Origin of the sequence: Rufibacter latericius, assembly GCF_003721515.1 — a bacterium.
Classification (GTDB): domain Bacteria; phylum Bacteroidota; class Bacteroidia; order Cytophagales; family Hymenobacteraceae; genus Nibribacter; species Nibribacter latericius.
In genome coordinates, this window is record NZ_RJJD01000002.1 from 259,042 (window position 1) to 274,480 (window position 15,439).

Here is a 15,439-nt window from a genome sequence, read left to right on the forward strand (position 1 = left end):
AGCCTGTATTTACGAAAACAAGGCTAATAGCATTTCCTAGTGTAAGTTATCGATTTGATTTAAGGCAATGGACTACTCAGAATATTTCAGGAAAACGCAGGAGGCCAGCCGAGGCTTAGGGTTGCTTTCCCAAGCTTTGGTGAATACGGTTCTCAGAGAGGTGGCAGCAGAAACCCTGGAAAAGCAATCATTCATTCTCTCTGAAAACCAGAAAGATTTGGCGAAGATGTCTCCGGAAGATCCTAAATATGACCGCCTCAAACTAACCGAAGCTCGGTTGCAGGACATTGTCCAGGATTTGGAAAACGTTGCCCATCTTACTTCCCCCTTGGGAGAGCTGCTGCTCCAGAAAGAATTGCCCAATGGATTGCACCTCTCCAAAGTTCGGGTTCCGTTGGGTGTGGTAGGGGTGATCTACGAAGCCCGGCCCAATGTCACCTTTGATGTGTTCTCGCTTTGCCTGAAAACCGGAAACGCCTGCCTGCTGAAGGGGGGCCGTGATGCTGATTTCTCTAACCAAGCCATCGTCTCTGTTTTGCGGCAGGTTTTGGAAAAACACGGGCTAAACCCACACATCGTCACCTTACTTCTCGCAGAGCGACAAGCCACCGAAGCCCTGCTCCAGGCCGTTGGCTTTGTTGACGTACTTATTCCCCGAGGAAGTCAGGGCCTGATAGATTACGTGCGGCAAAACGCGAAAGTACCCGTCATTGAAACTGGGGCAGGCATTGTGCACACGTACTTTGACCTTTCCGGTGATCTGGAAAAGGGCCAGCAAATCATCCACAACGCCAAGACCCGACGGGTGAGTGTCTGCAACGCCCTTGATTGCCTTTTGGTGCACCAGCAGCGTTTGCCAGATCTAGGTGCCTTAACCGCACCTTTAGCTAATGACCGCGTGGAGCTCTACGCAGATGAACCGGCTTACGCGGTTTTGGAAAAAACGTACCCTTCAGAATTGCTGCACAAAGCCAATCAGGAGCACTTCGGGACCGAGTTTCTGTCTTTGAGGATGGCGGTGAAAACGGTTCCAGATTTGAATTCAGCCCTTGATCACATCGCCCAACACAGCTCCAAACACAGCGAAGCCATCATCTCGGAAGATCCAATTTCCATTGAAACATTTCTGAACCAGGTAGATGCCGCCGCCGTGTACGCCAATACTTCCACTGCTTTCACGGATGGTGCGCAATTCGGTTTAGGGGCCGAAATCGGGATAAGTACCCAAAAACTCCATGCCCGAGGACCCATGGGTTTGGAGGAACTCACCAGTTATAAATGGCTCGTAAAAGGAGAGGGGCAGATTAGAAGGTAAACTTGTCGCCACGCTTTGTAAATCCTTTGATTACAAGGGCGTATGAAAAATCCCTTGTAACAATTACAAGGTTTATAAACGATGTACAGGCCCTCAGCCAACTTAGTCAAATCCTTCATCAAAACTTCGGCCTAGCCCATCACGCTTTAAGGCTGATTTACGTAAAACAAAATTTTTGTACGAACCCCAGCACTTATGAAAGCGCTTCTGCTGATTGATATTCAAAATGATTTTATACCCGGTGGCGCTCTGGCAGTGCCCGATGGAGATGCCATTCTCCCGATTGTCAACGCCCTGCAGCCGCAGTTTGACCTGGTGATAGCTACACAGGACTGGCACCCGATTCTCCATAAAAGCTTTGCTTCGCAATATGAAGGGAAACAGGTTTTTGAAACAACCCAGTTACAGGGATTGGAGCAAGTGCTCTGGCCCGACCATTGCGTGCAGGGCACCCAAGGGGCTGAGTTCTCACCGGTACTGAAACTGAACAGGGTAGAGGCTATCTTCCGGAAGGGCACTGATCCGGAGATAGATTCCTACAGCGGGTTCTATGACAACGGGCACCTGAAATCAACCGCCTTGGCGGAGTATCTGCGCGGAAAAGGAGTAACCCAGGTGTACCTGGCTGGACTTGCTGCTGATTATTGTGTGTACTATACTGCCTTAGACGCTTTAAAGGAAGGTTTTGAGACCTTTTTTATTGAAGATGCCACCCGAGCCATTAATACAGAGGGTTTCCAGAAAGCCAAGGCCGATGTTCTTTCCAAAGGAGGACATTTCATCCAAAGTTCTTCCCTTATTGCCTAAGAAAACTGCCTTTCCTTTTTAAGAGCCGTTTTCTGAAAAAGGTCCATCAAACAGGAAAGGCATACAGATTAAGCTTCTTTGCTCTGCTCCGTTTTTCTGAGTTCAATGATGAGTTCCATCTTCATGTCGTGGAGTTGCCTTTCCAGGCCTACTTTGTAGATGTGGGGGTTAAGGAAGCGGCGGTACGTTTCATGCAGTGAAGAGAGTTGCTGTTTGGTACGCTCCTGAATGGCTGGCAAATCGGGGGAAGTGTAGACGGTCCGGCCTCCCCGGATAACTGGAACCAAAAGGTCTTCGTGGCGGCACTCCTTAGAGAAGCTTTTTTGTTGAGTAGGGTCGTTGGGGTGCACCATGGTGGCGGCTTCGTTTATCTGAAGGGGCTCTGAGTAAATCATGTCACCCACCATTACGTTCCCTTTGTAGAAGCGGCGCACCTGCAGAATGCCGGGCGTTGAAACCTTGATGAGTTGCTCCGAGAGCTTAAGTTTATATTCCCAGGTTCCACCTTGTTCCCGGATGGCGGCAAGTTTGAACACGCCCCCTAAAGCAGGCTGGTCATAGGCCGTAACCAGTTTGGTGCCGATTCCCCAGGTGTCAATGCGGGCGCCTTGAAGTTTCAGGCTTTGGATCAGGTGCTCGTCCAGGTCATTGCTGGCCAGAATAGATATCTCAGGGAAACCCGCTTCGTCCAGCATTCTCCGGCCTTCAATGCTGAGGTAGGCTAGGTCGCCTGAATCAAGCCGAATTCCTTTCAGCTCGCTGCCGTTCTCCCGCATTCTTTGGGCCACCTCTATGGCTTTCTTTATCCCTTCTAACGTGTTGTAGGTGTCCACCAGGAACACAGAGTCTTCGGGAAAAACATCGGCGTACGCCGAGAAGGCATCCTGTTCTTCGTCAAACGACATTACCCAACTATGGGCGTGAGTTCCTTTCACAGGGATGTTGAATAACTGTCCGGCCAGCATATTGGATGTGGCCCCTACGCCCCCAATGAAGGCCGCGCGGGCCGCTGACAAGGCTCCGTCTGGGCCTTGGGCGCGGCGCATGCCAAACTCCAGCACGCGGTCTCCCTGAGCGGCATCTACCACGCGGGCGGCCTTTGTCGCAATTAAGGTCTGGAAGTTAAGGATGGTCAGCAAAGGGGTTTCCAGGAGCTGGCACTGCAGAACGGGACCTTTGATGCGGAGCAGCGGCTCATTGGGGAAAACCACCGTTCCTTCGGGGATGGCGTCTACATCGCAGCTGAATTGGAGCTGGCGCAGGTGATCCAGAAACCCGTCTTCGAACAAGGGCTGGCCTTTGCTGCCTTTCAGGCTTTTCAGGTAGACAAGGTCTTCCTCGGCAAACCTGAAGTTCTGCAGAAGGTCAAGGGCATCGGCTAAGCCGGCGCTAATGGTATACCCTCCTTTGAAAGGGTTTTTCCGAAAATACAGGTGAAAGACCGCTTCCTGGTCGGCCATTCCTTTCTTCCAGTACCCCTGGGCCATGGTGAGTTGGTACATATCGGTGAGCAGGGCAAGAGAAAGCTGGTACCGTTGGGTAAGGTTCATATACTTCCATTTGAAACGTACTGTATTGCACTACGAAGCTGGCAAGATAAATCTGCTTTTAATGGGCAGTTTATTTAAGCAAATCAAATGAATACGGGGCGATTTCCAAGAATAATCAAAAAATGCAGCAGCATTAACGATGACCATAGATCAACTTGAATCTTGCTTTAATTAATAATAACTAAGTTAAAGTCAACTTAAATTCAAATTTTGAGAATCAAATTGTAAGAATGTAAGACTATAATGTAACAATGGCAAAATACAATCGTATAAAATACCAAGCATTGTTATACATAATGCGATTTTACAATGGTTTGCAATAGGGATCTTAAAACAGGAAATCATGAAAAAAGACCAGTTATCCACCCTGATTGCCGTTGGTTTCTTCGCTGGAACATTTGTGATAGCGTTTACCTCCAATGACAGCGACATAGCCGCCCTGCGGGTTTTAGCCTACCTGGCTATCGGCTGTTTCCTATCTCTCGTAGCTATTTTCTGGGACAAGATCCTTGCCACCGGGCAGGAGGAAGGTCACTCCAAAATAGACCATGTATTATATGACGCAGAGAAATTCTCTGAAGAGTATGGCGACGTTTACGTACTGGCCGATAAGTTGAAAAAACAACGTAAGTTGTCTAAAGGCCAGAAGTTTGATGGCAAAGCTGTTTAAAAGCATTTTCCAGACATTTTAACTAAAAGGTGTATGATGTAAACTCTACAAAATCTTCAAAAAAGCCTCTCAGTGTATGAGAGGCTTTTTTGTTTTAGGCTAATTTTAACCAAAACGGTCCTAAAAGAACCCCTGAAATCAGGTATCATCCGTTATCTTCACTCCAACCCCAATTAACTACCCATGCATAAAGTAAACCTAACCGAGAAACTGGCCCTTTTCACTGACCATTGGAACCCAAGAATAGTAGGCGAACTGAATGGGCAATACGTAAAACTGGCGAAACTGAAAGGCGAGTTTGTCTGGCACCACCATGAGCAGGAAGATGAGTTGTTCCTGGTGGTGAAAGGGCAGTTTAAGATGGAGTTCAGAGACAAAACCATAGACCTGCACGAGGGAGAATTCCTGATTGTACCCAAAGGAGTGGAGCACAGGCCCGTGGCCGAGGAAGAAGTAAGCGTGCTGTTGTTTGAACCGGCCTCTACTTTGAATACCGGGAACCGCGACGATAGTGTTCAAACTCGCCACCAGTTGGAACATTTGTAAAACCTTCGATCTAAAACCTAATATTTTCTTTCAGTGATTTCGCACAAACACGTGGTTTTCTTTGAGGTGGCCAGGCAGCTTAGTTTTACCAAGGCCAGCCAGATTCTGTACATCAGCCAGTCAGCGATAAGCAAGCAGATCAAAGCACTGGAAGACTACTACAAAACGGGTCTGTTTGAGCGGCACGGAAACTCCATTAGCCTCACGCCCGCCGGGCAGCTCCTATTCCAGAAACTAGAAGCGGTTCAGCAGATCCAGAACGACCTGCACCAGGAACTTCCGCTCATCAGCCAGGAGTTTCAGCCGCAGATTTCGCTGGTGTTGGGAGCAAGTACCACCATCTCATTGTACATCTTGCCGCCGGTGCTTTCGGCTTATCTGACCCAGTACCCACACGTACAGTTGAGCCTCCGGAACCGAAACAGCGAGAACATCCTCAAAGCCCTGCTGGACCATGACATTGATCTGGGCATTATCGAGGGAATCAATAAAGTCAGCAATGTCACCTATACGCCCTTTCTTACCGATGAAGTTATTGCGGTTTGTTCGCACCGAAATCCTTTGAAAAAGCATGAGCTGGAAGTGAAGGATCTGTATCAAATTCCACTGGCTATTCGGGAGGCTGGTTCCGGAACCCTGGCGGTGTTGGAGGATGCTCTGGTGCAGAAAGGAATAAAACTCTCCCAGTTGCCGGTTCGGGTGAGATTGGGGGGGACCGAGGCCCTGAAGAATTTTGTGCGCGTAGATACCTGTTTGGCGTTTTTGCCCCGGCAGGCAGTGGTGAAAGAACTGGCATCTGGTGAACTGGTGGAAGTGACCATCAAAGACCTGCATGTGAAGAGAACCTTTAATTTCATCCAACGCAAAGGCACAGAAAACAACGCCCCGTATAAAAACTTCATCCAATTCATGAAACGTCAGTATTCCAAATCGGAATAGACTATGCCTAAAAGCTATTTGATTTGCTCATAGCAGTTGTACTACTTGCCATGGTAAACAAATACCTATGGCAACGCAAGTAGAAACCAACCTCAGCAGTATTTCCACGCTTACCTGTTCTAAGTGTGGCCTGGAACACGACTATGACGTTCAGCAACGGGTTTCCACTTGCTGTGCCATGCCGTTGCTCGCACAGTACGACTTTTCGAGCCCCTTTTCCAAAAACGACCTCCAAAACAGGGAGGCAACCATGTGGCGGTACCATGAAGTACTTCCCGTATTGGACGAAAAGTACAAGGTATCCATGGGCGAAGGGTTTACGCCTATTCTTGAGTTGAAGAATTTAGCCCATGCTTACGGATTCGAAAACCTGATTTTAAAGGACGAAGGCCAAAACCCTACAGGTTCCTTTAAAGCCCGAGGCCTGAGCATGGCTATCTCCAAAGCCCTGGAGCTAGGCTCTGAAGGCTGTATTATTCCTACTGCCGGAAATGCCGGGGTTGCGATGGCAGCCTATTGCGCCAAAGCCAACCTTCCAGCCATTGTGGTCATGCCGAGGCATACTCCTAAGGCTTTCAAAGAAGAGTGTTACTGGTACGGTGCCGAGATCCACCTGATAGACGGCCTCATCCATGATTGTGCGGCCCAAGTCAGGAACCTGAACCACGAAGGGCACCTGTTGGATGTCTCCACCTTGAAGGAACCCTATCGCCTGGAAGGCAAGAAAACCATGGGCTACGAGATTGCCGAACAGCTCCAATGGCACCTTCCTGATGTGATTCTGTATCCCGCTGGTGGCGGAACGGGCCTGATCGGGATATGGAAAGCTTTTCAGGAAATGATTGCCCTTGGCTGGCTGAAGAAAAACGTGAAGCTTCCCAGAATGGTAGCAGTTCAGGCCCAGAACTGTCGTCCTTTGGTAGACACCTACCTGGGCATCCACGCCAATTCCCAGAATTACAACGGATCTCCTACCATCGCCAACGGGCTTGCCGTTCCACGGCCTTTGGGCGAACCGCTTATGCTCCAAGTCCTGGAACTGTCGGGTGGCACGGCTATCTCCATCACCGAAGAAGAAATGTTGGAAGGAGTGCGGGAAATGGCCCGTAAAGAAGGCTTGTTTATAGCCCCCGAAGGAGCGGCCGTCTGGATGGCTGCCCGCAAACTACTCACCCAAGGCTGGCTACAACCCCAGGAACAGGTTCTAATCCTCAACACAGGGTCCGGCCAGAAGTACATGGAAAACATAGAAGGAAGATATTTAAGTTAGTCCTAAGTCTTGAGTTCTGAGGTAAATAAACTGTATCCTGACTCAAGACTCAGGTCTCAGGACATCCACTCTTGTCTTCTTGCGCGATATTGTGTAAACTGGGATCGCCATTCTTGATACTCGTATTGCCTCAACCATGAAAATCTCTTCTTCTTTCCTTGCCGCTTCGGCATTGGGGTTTCTCTTTTCCTGCAACAGTTCCTACCAAGCCCTACATCAAAAAGCCATTTTGGTAGATACCCACAACGATGTACTGTCGCAGGTGGTCATGGAAGGGCAATCCATGGAGCGGGATTTAACCGGCAAAGCCCACACAGATTTAGCCCGCATGAAGAAAGGCGGGGTAGACGTGCAGGTGTTTGCCGTTTTCTGTGATGAGACGTACGGCCCCGGAAAAGCATATGCCTTTGCCAACCAACAGATAGACACCCTGGAAGCCATCGTGAAGCGGAACCCCGATAAGTTGCAGATGGTGTACTCTCCAGCGCAAATACAGGAAGCGGTAAAAGCCGGTAAGATTGCCGCCCTGACCGGGGTGGAAGGCGGTCACATGATTGAAGACAATCTGCAAAATATTAATCACCTCTATAACCGAGGAGCCCGTTATCTCACCCTTACCTGGAATAACAGCACTTCCTGGGCCTCTTCAGCTGCTGATGAAACAAAAGGCACCGGGTTCAACGGGAAGAAAGGATTGAATGACTTCGGGAAGCAGGTTGTCCGCCGAATGAACGAACTGGGTATGCTGGTAGATCTCTCGCATGTGGGGGAGCAAACCTTTTGGGATGTCATGGCCACCAGCTCAAAACCGGTGTTGGTATCCCATAGCTGTGCTGCCGCGCTGTGCCCGCATCCCCGTAACCTAACAGATGATCAGATCAAGGCCATCGGGAAAAACGGAGGCGTTATTCACCTGAACTTCTTCTCTGAATTCCTGGACAGCGCCTTCTCTAAACGCATCAGAACCTTTATGGCCAACCATGAAGCCGAAATTAAGGAGCTTCGGGGAAAAGGATTGGACGGAATGGCCCTGAAAACAGCCCTCTACCAAAAGTACCCTGAGGAGTCTAAAACCATAGAGCCGCCCATTTCCCTTTTGATAGACCACATTGACCATGTAGTGAAGTTGGCAGGAATTGACCACGTAGGCCTTGGCTCAGATTACGACGGCATTGGGTCGGCCCCCATCGGGTTAGATGACGTGAGTACCTATCCGCTGATTACTAAAGCCTTGCTGGAACGTGGGTACAACAAGAAAGACATTGCCAAGATCCTGGGCGGTAACTTTATCCGCGTATGGGAAGCTAATGCGGGTACAAGGGTTGCTAAGAAGTAGGGGTTCGTTTTCAGCCTCTTTTACCTAAATCAGGCTTAAAGTCCCGCATTAGTAGTTTGGCCTGCGAATACCTCTTCCTGTAATTGGGTGATTAGTTGGGGCTTTGACGTAAGGTTTTTTCCTTCCAAGGATTGTATAATCCGCAGCCCTGTTACGTTTCCTGAAAATACCGCATCTGCGGCTGTTAATTCATTGGGCTGGAACAAACCTTCGTTTACTTGCCAGTTCCTTCGGAGCGCCCATTGCAGAAGTTTACGGCGCATAATCCCGTTTAGGCAGCCTGTCTGTAAACCCGGAGTGTAAAGCGTTTCACCTTTCACCCAGAACAGGTTAGAGTAAGTCAGTTCAGCCAGGTTTCCGGAAGGATCAAGCAAAATCAAATCATCGAAGGATCGTAAGGCTTTTTCGCGGCTGGCAAGTACGTACACAGGAGACTGAATTCCTTTAAAGGAAGAGAAAGGAGAAGGCAGGGTACGTACCGTTTGGCAAATTCCCACCTGTAAGGGTGCTATTGGGGCCTTCTGCATGGGGTGAGCGGTCACCAGCCAATCGGCTGCATCTGTTTGTGGCGTGTATAAACCTTCGCCCGCGCGCCAGACCTTTAGTTTTACCCTGGCTAGGTTACCGCATTGGTTCTGCTCGGCTAATTGCCTAATAAGGGAAAGAAAATCTTTGTTTAGGAGCTCTTTTGGCAAAGTAAGCCCCAAAACAGAAGCGGCTTCCTTTATCCGGGCCTGGTGTTCAGGCCAGAACCTCAAAGTTCCGTTTTCAAGGATGATGGTCTCAAAGAACCCGTCGTTGTACTGGAAAGCCCGGTTAGTAAGGGGCAGGCGAAGTTCATTTTCTGGCAGAATCTGACTGTTGTAAAGCAGGAACACGAAAGAAGGAATTAAAATAAAGAGGTAGGTTTTGTTCAACGAAAGAAGGACTACACCAATGCGAACTGCTTACCTGGCAGACTTTTAACCTTGCCGCTAAACTCAAGGGTAAGCAGGATGGTGGAGAGTTGGTTCATGGAAAGTTGGATGTGTCGGCTTAGCACGTCAATGTGGGTGGGACCGGCCTCTTTTAACGCCCGCAACACCCGGCGTTCTTCCTCGGTGAATTGAAAGGAATTAAATTCTTCCTGTAGATCAACTGCCGGAGAGGCCAGTGCTTTGTCCCAGTTCAGGAGTTCCTCCAGGTCTTTGATTTGGGTGAACGGAACGGCTTTTAAGGTTTTAATGAGTTGGTTGCAGCCCTGCGAGGTTTCTGATGTAATTGGCCCGGGTACAGCCATCACTTCGCGGTCATAGCCATGCGCGATGTCAGCGGAGATCAGGGAGCCGCCTTTTTGGGTAGATTCCACCACGATGGTACAGTCTGCCAGACCGGCAATGATGCGGTTTCGGGCGGGGAAGCGGGGAGCATCGGGTTTGGTCTCATAGGGGAACTCGGTGAGCAAGCCTCCCTGGTGCAGCATTTTATCGGCTATACTTTTATGTACCGCTGGGTACACCGATTCAATTCCAGTGGCCATCACACCCACTGTGGGTAATCCGGCCTTCAGGGCAGCCCGATGGGCGGCAACATCAATCCCGTAGGCAAGACCGCTGACCACCAAGGCCTGGTGCTTCACCAACCCTTGCACCAGTTGCTCCGTCACTACCCGGCCGTACTCGGTGCTTTTGCGCGTGCCCACGATGCTGATGATTTTGGAGGCATTCAGGTCGGCGGTGCCTTTGTAATACAGCAGGAGCGGGGCATCGGGCAGGTTCCTGAGGCGGGTGGGGAACTCCGGAGAAGTGTAGAATAGAATTTTCACGGCTTCCTGAGTTGCCCGCTTCAGAATCAGCTCGGCCTGTCTTAGAACCGCCGATTGGTGGGAGGCAATCCTACTGGCCAGGATTTCCCCAACCCCAGGGATCTTCTTCAATCTATCCTTAGAAACCAAGAAAACCTCCTGCGCCGATCCGCAATAACTCACCAGAAGCCGCGCGTTTCCGCCGCCAATTCCCGGAATCAAAGGCAAAGCAACTTCGTGGAGCATAGGAGAAAGTTCTGAGTCTGGAGTTCTGAGTCTGGAATTGAAAGTCTGAGCAAGAGTATACGTAATTACGTCATCTGGTTCTCACTCAGCACTCTAGACTTAGAACTCAGGAATCCTTACGGTAATTGTGACTTGATGCTTATCAAGAACTCCTTCACTTTCTCCAGCGACTGAATCATATCAAATTTGTCTTTGGCCTGCACGCCACGGGTTTTTAGCATTTCGCGGGCGCCCTGGATGGTGTAGCCTCGTTCCTTTACCAAATGGTACACAAAGCGCAGGTTTTCAATGTCTTTTGGTGAAAAGAGCCGATTTCCCTTTTTGTTTTTCTTGGGCTTAAGGATATCGAATTCTGTTTCCCAGAACCTGATCAGCGAGGGAGCTACCTCAAACATGGCGGCAACTTCTCCAATGCTGTAATATTGCTTTTCTATGTCTCGTTCTTTGTAAGGCACTTTGGTTTAGTTCTGAGTCTTGGATTCTGAGCGCTGAGTCTGGAATCACTCAAGCCGACTCAGGACTTAAGACTCAGAACTCAGGACTCTTTTAAGCTTGTTTTCTGAAAAACAGAGCGAAAACCCGCTGGCCACCACCGCAGTTTGCCAAAAAAGCTTACTTTTGCAGAAGGCGTAAGGCGCGCAGGAATGGCAAAAATTCGCTTTTTCTTTCGCATTTACAAGCCCTTGCGCCTAGTTTAAGAAAGCAATTATTTAGATACATGACCTCCGCTGAAATTCGTCAGAAGTTCCTGGATTTCTTCGCCTCCAAAGGCCACCAGATTGTTCCGTCTGCCCCCATTGTGGTGAAAGACGACCCAACCCTGATGTTCATCAACTCAGGAATGGCGCCCTTCAAAGATTATTTCCTGGGCAACAAACCCGCGCCCTACGCCCGGGTAGCCGATACCCAGAAATGCCTTCGGGTGTCTGGCAAGCACAATGACCTGGAGGAAGTAGGCTACGATACCTACCACCACACCATGTTCGAGATGCTGGGCAACTGGTCTTTTGGTGATTATTTCAAGAAAGAGGCCCTGGAATGGTCTTGGGAACTGCTCACGGAAGTATACAAATTACCAAAGGACCGGCTTTACGTTTCCGTTTTCCAAGGTGACGCTTCTGAAAACCTTCCCATGGACCAGGATGCTTTCAATATCTGGAAGACCATGATTGCCGAAGACCGGATCCTGATGGGAAACAAGAAGGATAACTTCTGGGAAATGGGCGATACGGGTCCCTGCGGTCCTTGCTCCGAGATCCATGTTGATTTGCGTTCAGAGGAGGAAGTAGCCAAAATTTCCGGTAAGGATCTGGTGAACAATGACCACCCGCAGGTGGTGGAAATCTGGAACAACGTATTCATGGAATTCAACCGGTTAGCCGATGGCTCTTTGGTGAAACTCCCTGCCCAACACGTAGATACAGGCATGGGCTTCGAGCGTTTGTGCATGGCCATCCAGGGCAAGCAATCGAACTACGACACAGACGTTTTCCAGCCGCTTATTCAATACATTGCCAAAGAGGCAGGCGTGACCTACGGCCAAAACGAGAAGACTGACATTGCTATTCGGGTGATCGCTGACCACATTCGGGCCATCTCATTCACGATTGCTGATGGTCAGTTGCCCAGCAACAACAAAGCCGGATACGTGATCCGCCGGATTTTGCGCCGAGCCGTTCGTTATTCCTTTACGTACCTGAACTTCAAAAAACCGTTCCTGAATACCATCGTTCCGGTTCTGGCTGATCAGTTGGCGAACGTGTTTCCTGAGTTGAAGGCGCAGCAAGCTTTTGTGCAGCGCGTGATTGAGGAAGAAGAAAATGCGTTCCTGCGCACGTTGGAAAACGGCTTAAAACGCTTGGAAACTTTACAGGATACCTTCAAGGGAAATGGGAATACTATTGACGGCAAAACTGCCTTTGAACTGTATGACACCTTTGGGTTCCCCTTGGATTTGACGGCCTTGATCGCTAAAGAAAACGGTTTCACCATTGACGAGGCCGGATTCACCATTGAGATGGAGCAGCAGAAAAACCGCTCCCGTAATGCGGCACAGACGGAGCAAGGCGACTGGGTGGTTCTGCAACCAGACGTAGAAACCGAATCTCTGGCCTATGATGCCGAGCAGGTGGAAGCAAAGGTAGTGCGCTACCGTCAGGTGACCACAAAAAACAAAAAAGAATTCCATGTAGTGCTGGATCGTACGCCTTTCTACGCTGAAAGCGGCGGACAGGTGGGTGATACGGGCGTACTGGAATCAGCCTCTGGCAACGTTAAGGTGCTGGATACTAAAAAGGAAAACGACCTTACCCTACACATCACCGCGGAACTTCCTAAGGACTTAGATGCTCCGGTAATCGCCAAGATTGACACCAAACGTCGGGCTCTGATCCAGAAAAATCACTCCGCAACGCACTTGTTGCACGCGGCGTTGAAGCAGGTTCTGGGTGACCACGTAAACCAGAAAGGCTCTTTGGTAAGCGATAAATTATTACGATTTGACTTCTCGCACTTCACCAAGGTAACAGAGGAACAACTTCGCGAAGTGGAGCAGATCGTGAATGAGCGCATTCGGGAATCCATTGAGAAAGACGAACGCCGCAACGTTCCCATTGAAGAGGCCAAAGCCTTTGGCGCCACGGCTTTGTTTGGCGAGAAATACGGTGACTTCGTTCGGGTGATCACCTTCAACCGTGATTATTCTATTGAATTGTGCGGCGGGACCCACGTGGGCAACACCGGCAACATCGGGTTCTTCAAGATTGTGAGCGAAAGCTCGGTTGCCGCTGGCGTGAGGAGAATTGAAGCCGTTACCGCAGATGTGGCCGAGCAATTCGTGGATGAGCAGATTACCCAGTTTGAGGAAGTGAAACAACTCCTGGGCGTTCAGAAAGAATTCGGGAAAGCCATTGAAAAACTGCAGGACGAGAATGCCGCCCTCCGCAAACAACTGGAAGCCTTTGAACTGAAGCAGGTAACTGCCCAGAAAGAAAAGCTGGCTTCTCAGGTGCAGAGCCGCGATGGCGTAAACTTCCTGGCTGCCCGCGTAGACGTGAGCTCCGCCGATTACCTCAAGAAGCTGGCCTTTGACCTACGCAGCGTGGTAGATAACCTGGTTCTGGTGCTGGCCGCCGATGTAGAAGGGAAACCCCAATTGGCGGTGATGCTGTCAGATGAAGTTGTTTCAGGCAAAGGCTTGAATGCCGTGCAAATGGTAAAAGAACTGGCCAAGGAAATCAAAGGCGGCGGCGGCGGACAGCCGTTCTACGCTACCGCTGGCGGCAAAGAAGTAGCCGGTTTAGAGGCAGCTTTGGCTAAGGCCGAGTCACTTCTTTCCTAAACATCTGCTGCTTTGGTGCTGTTTGTGAGAAAACAGGCGAAAAGCAGCAGGTTTACTTCCGCTAAAGCAAATGGCTGTAGTTAATCCTAGTCGTTTATCGGCTACTTTAAAGAAAATAGACCTAAAACAGAAATCGTGTTACGTGCTGCGTGATACGTGCTACTAAAAAATGAACGAAGAGATCCGTTCCCAATACCAAGCCATCATCGGTCTGGAGGTGCACGCTCAGTTGCTCACCGAGAGCAAGGCGTATTCTTCAGATTCAACGGAGTACGGCATGTTGCCGAACACCAACCTTAGTGTGATCACCCTGGGTCACCCAGGTACCTTGCCGCGCGTGAACCGTAAAGTTGTGGAAATGGCCATGAAAATGGGTCTGGCCACCGACTGCCAGATTACCCGGAACAACTATTACGCCCGCAAAAACTATTTTTACCCCGACCTGCCCAAAGGCTACCAGATCACCCAGGATAAAACCCCGATCTGCACCAAAGGACACCTGGACATCAAAACCAAAGATGGCGGAGAGAAACGCATAGGGATTACCCGCATCCACATGGAAGAGGATGCCGGGAAGTCCATGCACTTGGCCGGCGAGACTGAGACCTTGGTAGACTTGAACCGGGCTGGTACGCCGTTGATCGAAATCGTGTCGGAGCCAGACATCCGGGATTCTGAAGAGGCTTATGCGTACCTAACCCAGATAAAGAAATTGGTGCAGTACCTGGAGATCTGTGATGGTAACATGGAAGAAGGTTCTCTGCGCTGCGATGCCAACATCTCGGTGATGAAAAAAGGCGCTGACAAGTGGGGCACCAAGGTGGAGGTAAAGAACATGAACTCCTTCCGGAACGTGCAGCGCGCCATTGAGCACGAAATTGACCGCCAGATCGAGGTTCTGGAGAATGGCGGCACTATCGACTCTGAGACCCGGAACTTTGACGCGAACACCGGCATAACCACCGGCATGCGCTCTAAAGAAACCATGAACGATTACCGCTACTTCCCGGAACCAGATCTTCCGCCGGTGATTATTTCCGAGGAATGGCTGCAAGAGGTGAAAGATAGCATGCCGGCCCTGCCGCAGGTGCTGTACAACCGCTTCACACAGGAATACGGCTTATCTGACTACGATGCCGGCGTACTCACCGACAGCAAGGACATCGCGCTATATTTCGATACTTTGTGCCAGCATACCAAAAACTACAAAGCTGCTGCCAACTGGATCAGTGGACCGGTGAAATCATACCTTAATGAGTTGGCACTTTCAGTAGATGCTTTCCCTTTAAAGCCGGAGCAGATTGCGGGCCTTATTGAATTGGTAGACAGCAACAAGGTTAGCCATAGTGTAGCCGCCAAGCAAATCTTCCCGTATTTGCTGGAGAATCCGGAGAAAACGGCACAGCAGGTGGCTACCGAACAGAACCTGGTGCAGGAATCGGACGAGGGCGCTTTACAGGGTATCATTGACCAGGTCCTGGCTTCAAACCCCGGGAAAGTGGCCGAGTACAAAGCCGGAAAAGCCTCTTTGTTGGGCATGTTCATGGGAGATCTTATGAAACAAACCAAAGGCAAGGCAGATCCTAAGTTAGCTAATAAGTTATTGAAGGAGAGTCTGGATAGATAACCTCAATTCT

The 15,439-nt window shown here is 49.8% G+C and carries 13 protein-coding genes; 9 read left to right on the forward strand and 4 right to left on the reverse strand.

Translation table 11 applies throughout. From position 1 onward, the window contains the following. Positions 1–67 precede the first annotated feature (67 nt). Entirely contained in the window at positions 68–1,315 is a 1,248-nt protein-coding gene (locus tag EFB08_RS05030; RefSeq protein WP_123125831.1) for a glutamate-5-semialdehyde dehydrogenase, read from the forward strand. A 195-nt stretch (positions 1,316–1,510) separates the two neighbouring features. Further along, entirely contained in the window at positions 1,511–2,122 is a 612-nt protein-coding gene (pncA, locus tag EFB08_RS05035) for a bifunctional nicotinamidase/pyrazinamidase (protein WP_123125832.1), read from the forward strand. A 68-nt stretch (positions 2,123–2,190) separates the two neighbouring features. Here pncA and EFB08_RS05040 read toward each other — a convergent pair whose 3' ends face one another. After that, complete coding sequence (locus EFB08_RS05040; protein ID WP_123125833.1) at positions 2,191–3,672, reverse strand: nicotinate phosphoribosyltransferase; 1,482 nt, start codon at positions 3,670–3,672, stop codon at positions 2,191–2,193. 343 nt (positions 3,673–4,015) lie between these two features. Here EFB08_RS05040 and EFB08_RS05045 point away from each other — a divergent pair, with 343 nt between their 5' ends. From EFB08_RS05045 to EFB08_RS05065, 5 genes are all read left to right on the forward strand, one after another. Beyond that, on the forward strand, positions 4,016–4,342 hold the full coding sequence (locus EFB08_RS05045) for a hypothetical protein (protein WP_123125834.1): 327 nt from the start codon (positions 4,016–4,018) through the stop codon (positions 4,340–4,342). A 183-nt stretch (positions 4,343–4,525) separates the two neighbouring features. After that, positions 4,526–4,888 carry a cupin domain-containing protein gene (locus tag EFB08_RS05050; protein WP_123125835.1) on the forward strand — a complete coding sequence of 121 codons (363 nt, stop codon included), beginning with the start codon at positions 4,526–4,528 and terminating at the stop codon, positions 4,886–4,888. A 33-nt stretch (positions 4,889–4,921) separates the two neighbouring features. Continuing rightward, positions 4,922–5,827, forward strand: coding sequence for a LysR family transcriptional regulator (locus EFB08_RS05055; protein WP_123125836.1), 906 nt, complete (start codon positions 4,922–4,924; stop codon positions 5,825–5,827). A 67-nt stretch (positions 5,828–5,894) separates the two neighbouring features. Continuing rightward, positions 5,895–7,097 carry a threonine synthase gene (locus EFB08_RS05060; protein ID WP_123125837.1) on the forward strand — a complete coding sequence of 401 codons (1,203 nt, stop codon included), beginning with the start codon at positions 5,895–5,897 and terminating at the stop codon, positions 7,095–7,097. 136 nt (positions 7,098–7,233) lie between these two features. After that, positions 7,234–8,433, forward strand: a complete 1,200-nt coding sequence (locus EFB08_RS05065; protein ID WP_123125838.1) for a dipeptidase — start codon at positions 7,234–7,236, stop codon at positions 8,431–8,433. Between the two features lie 35 nt (positions 8,434–8,468). On the opposite strand, the gene EFB08_RS05070 is transcribed toward EFB08_RS05065, so the two are convergent. The 3 genes from EFB08_RS05070 to EFB08_RS05080 all read right to left on the reverse strand — a co-directional run bounded on the left by EFB08_RS05070 (position 8,469) and on the right by EFB08_RS05080 (position 10,917). Next, positions 8,469–9,350 (reverse strand): aminotransferase class IV, encoded by an 882-nt coding sequence (locus EFB08_RS05070; protein WP_165864805.1) that lies wholly within the window; start codon positions 9,348–9,350, stop codon positions 8,469–8,471. 11 nt (positions 9,351–9,361) lie between these two features. Further along, positions 9,362–10,462, reverse strand: a complete 1,101-nt coding sequence (gene dprA, locus EFB08_RS05075; protein WP_123125840.1) for a DNA-processing protein DprA — start codon at positions 10,460–10,462, stop codon at positions 9,362–9,364. 116 nt (positions 10,463–10,578) lie between these two features. Further along, complete coding sequence (locus EFB08_RS05080) at positions 10,579–10,917, reverse strand: MerR family transcriptional regulator (RefSeq protein ID WP_123125841.1); 339 nt, start codon at positions 10,915–10,917, stop codon at positions 10,579–10,581. A gap of 263 nt (positions 10,918–11,180) precedes the next feature. On the opposite strand from EFB08_RS05080, the gene alaS reads away from it, so the two are divergent. Further along, positions 11,181–13,802: an alanine--tRNA ligase gene (alaS, locus tag EFB08_RS05085; protein ID WP_123125842.1), complete on the forward strand. Its 2,622-nt coding sequence runs from the start codon at positions 11,181–11,183 to the stop codon at positions 13,800–13,802. Between the two features lie 169 nt (positions 13,803–13,971). Further along, positions 13,972–15,429, forward strand: a complete 1,458-nt coding sequence (gene gatB, locus EFB08_RS05090; protein ID WP_123125843.1) for an Asp-tRNA(Asn)/Glu-tRNA(Gln) amidotransferase subunit GatB — start codon at positions 13,972–13,974, stop codon at positions 15,427–15,429. Positions 15,430–15,439: the final 10 nt, after the last annotated feature.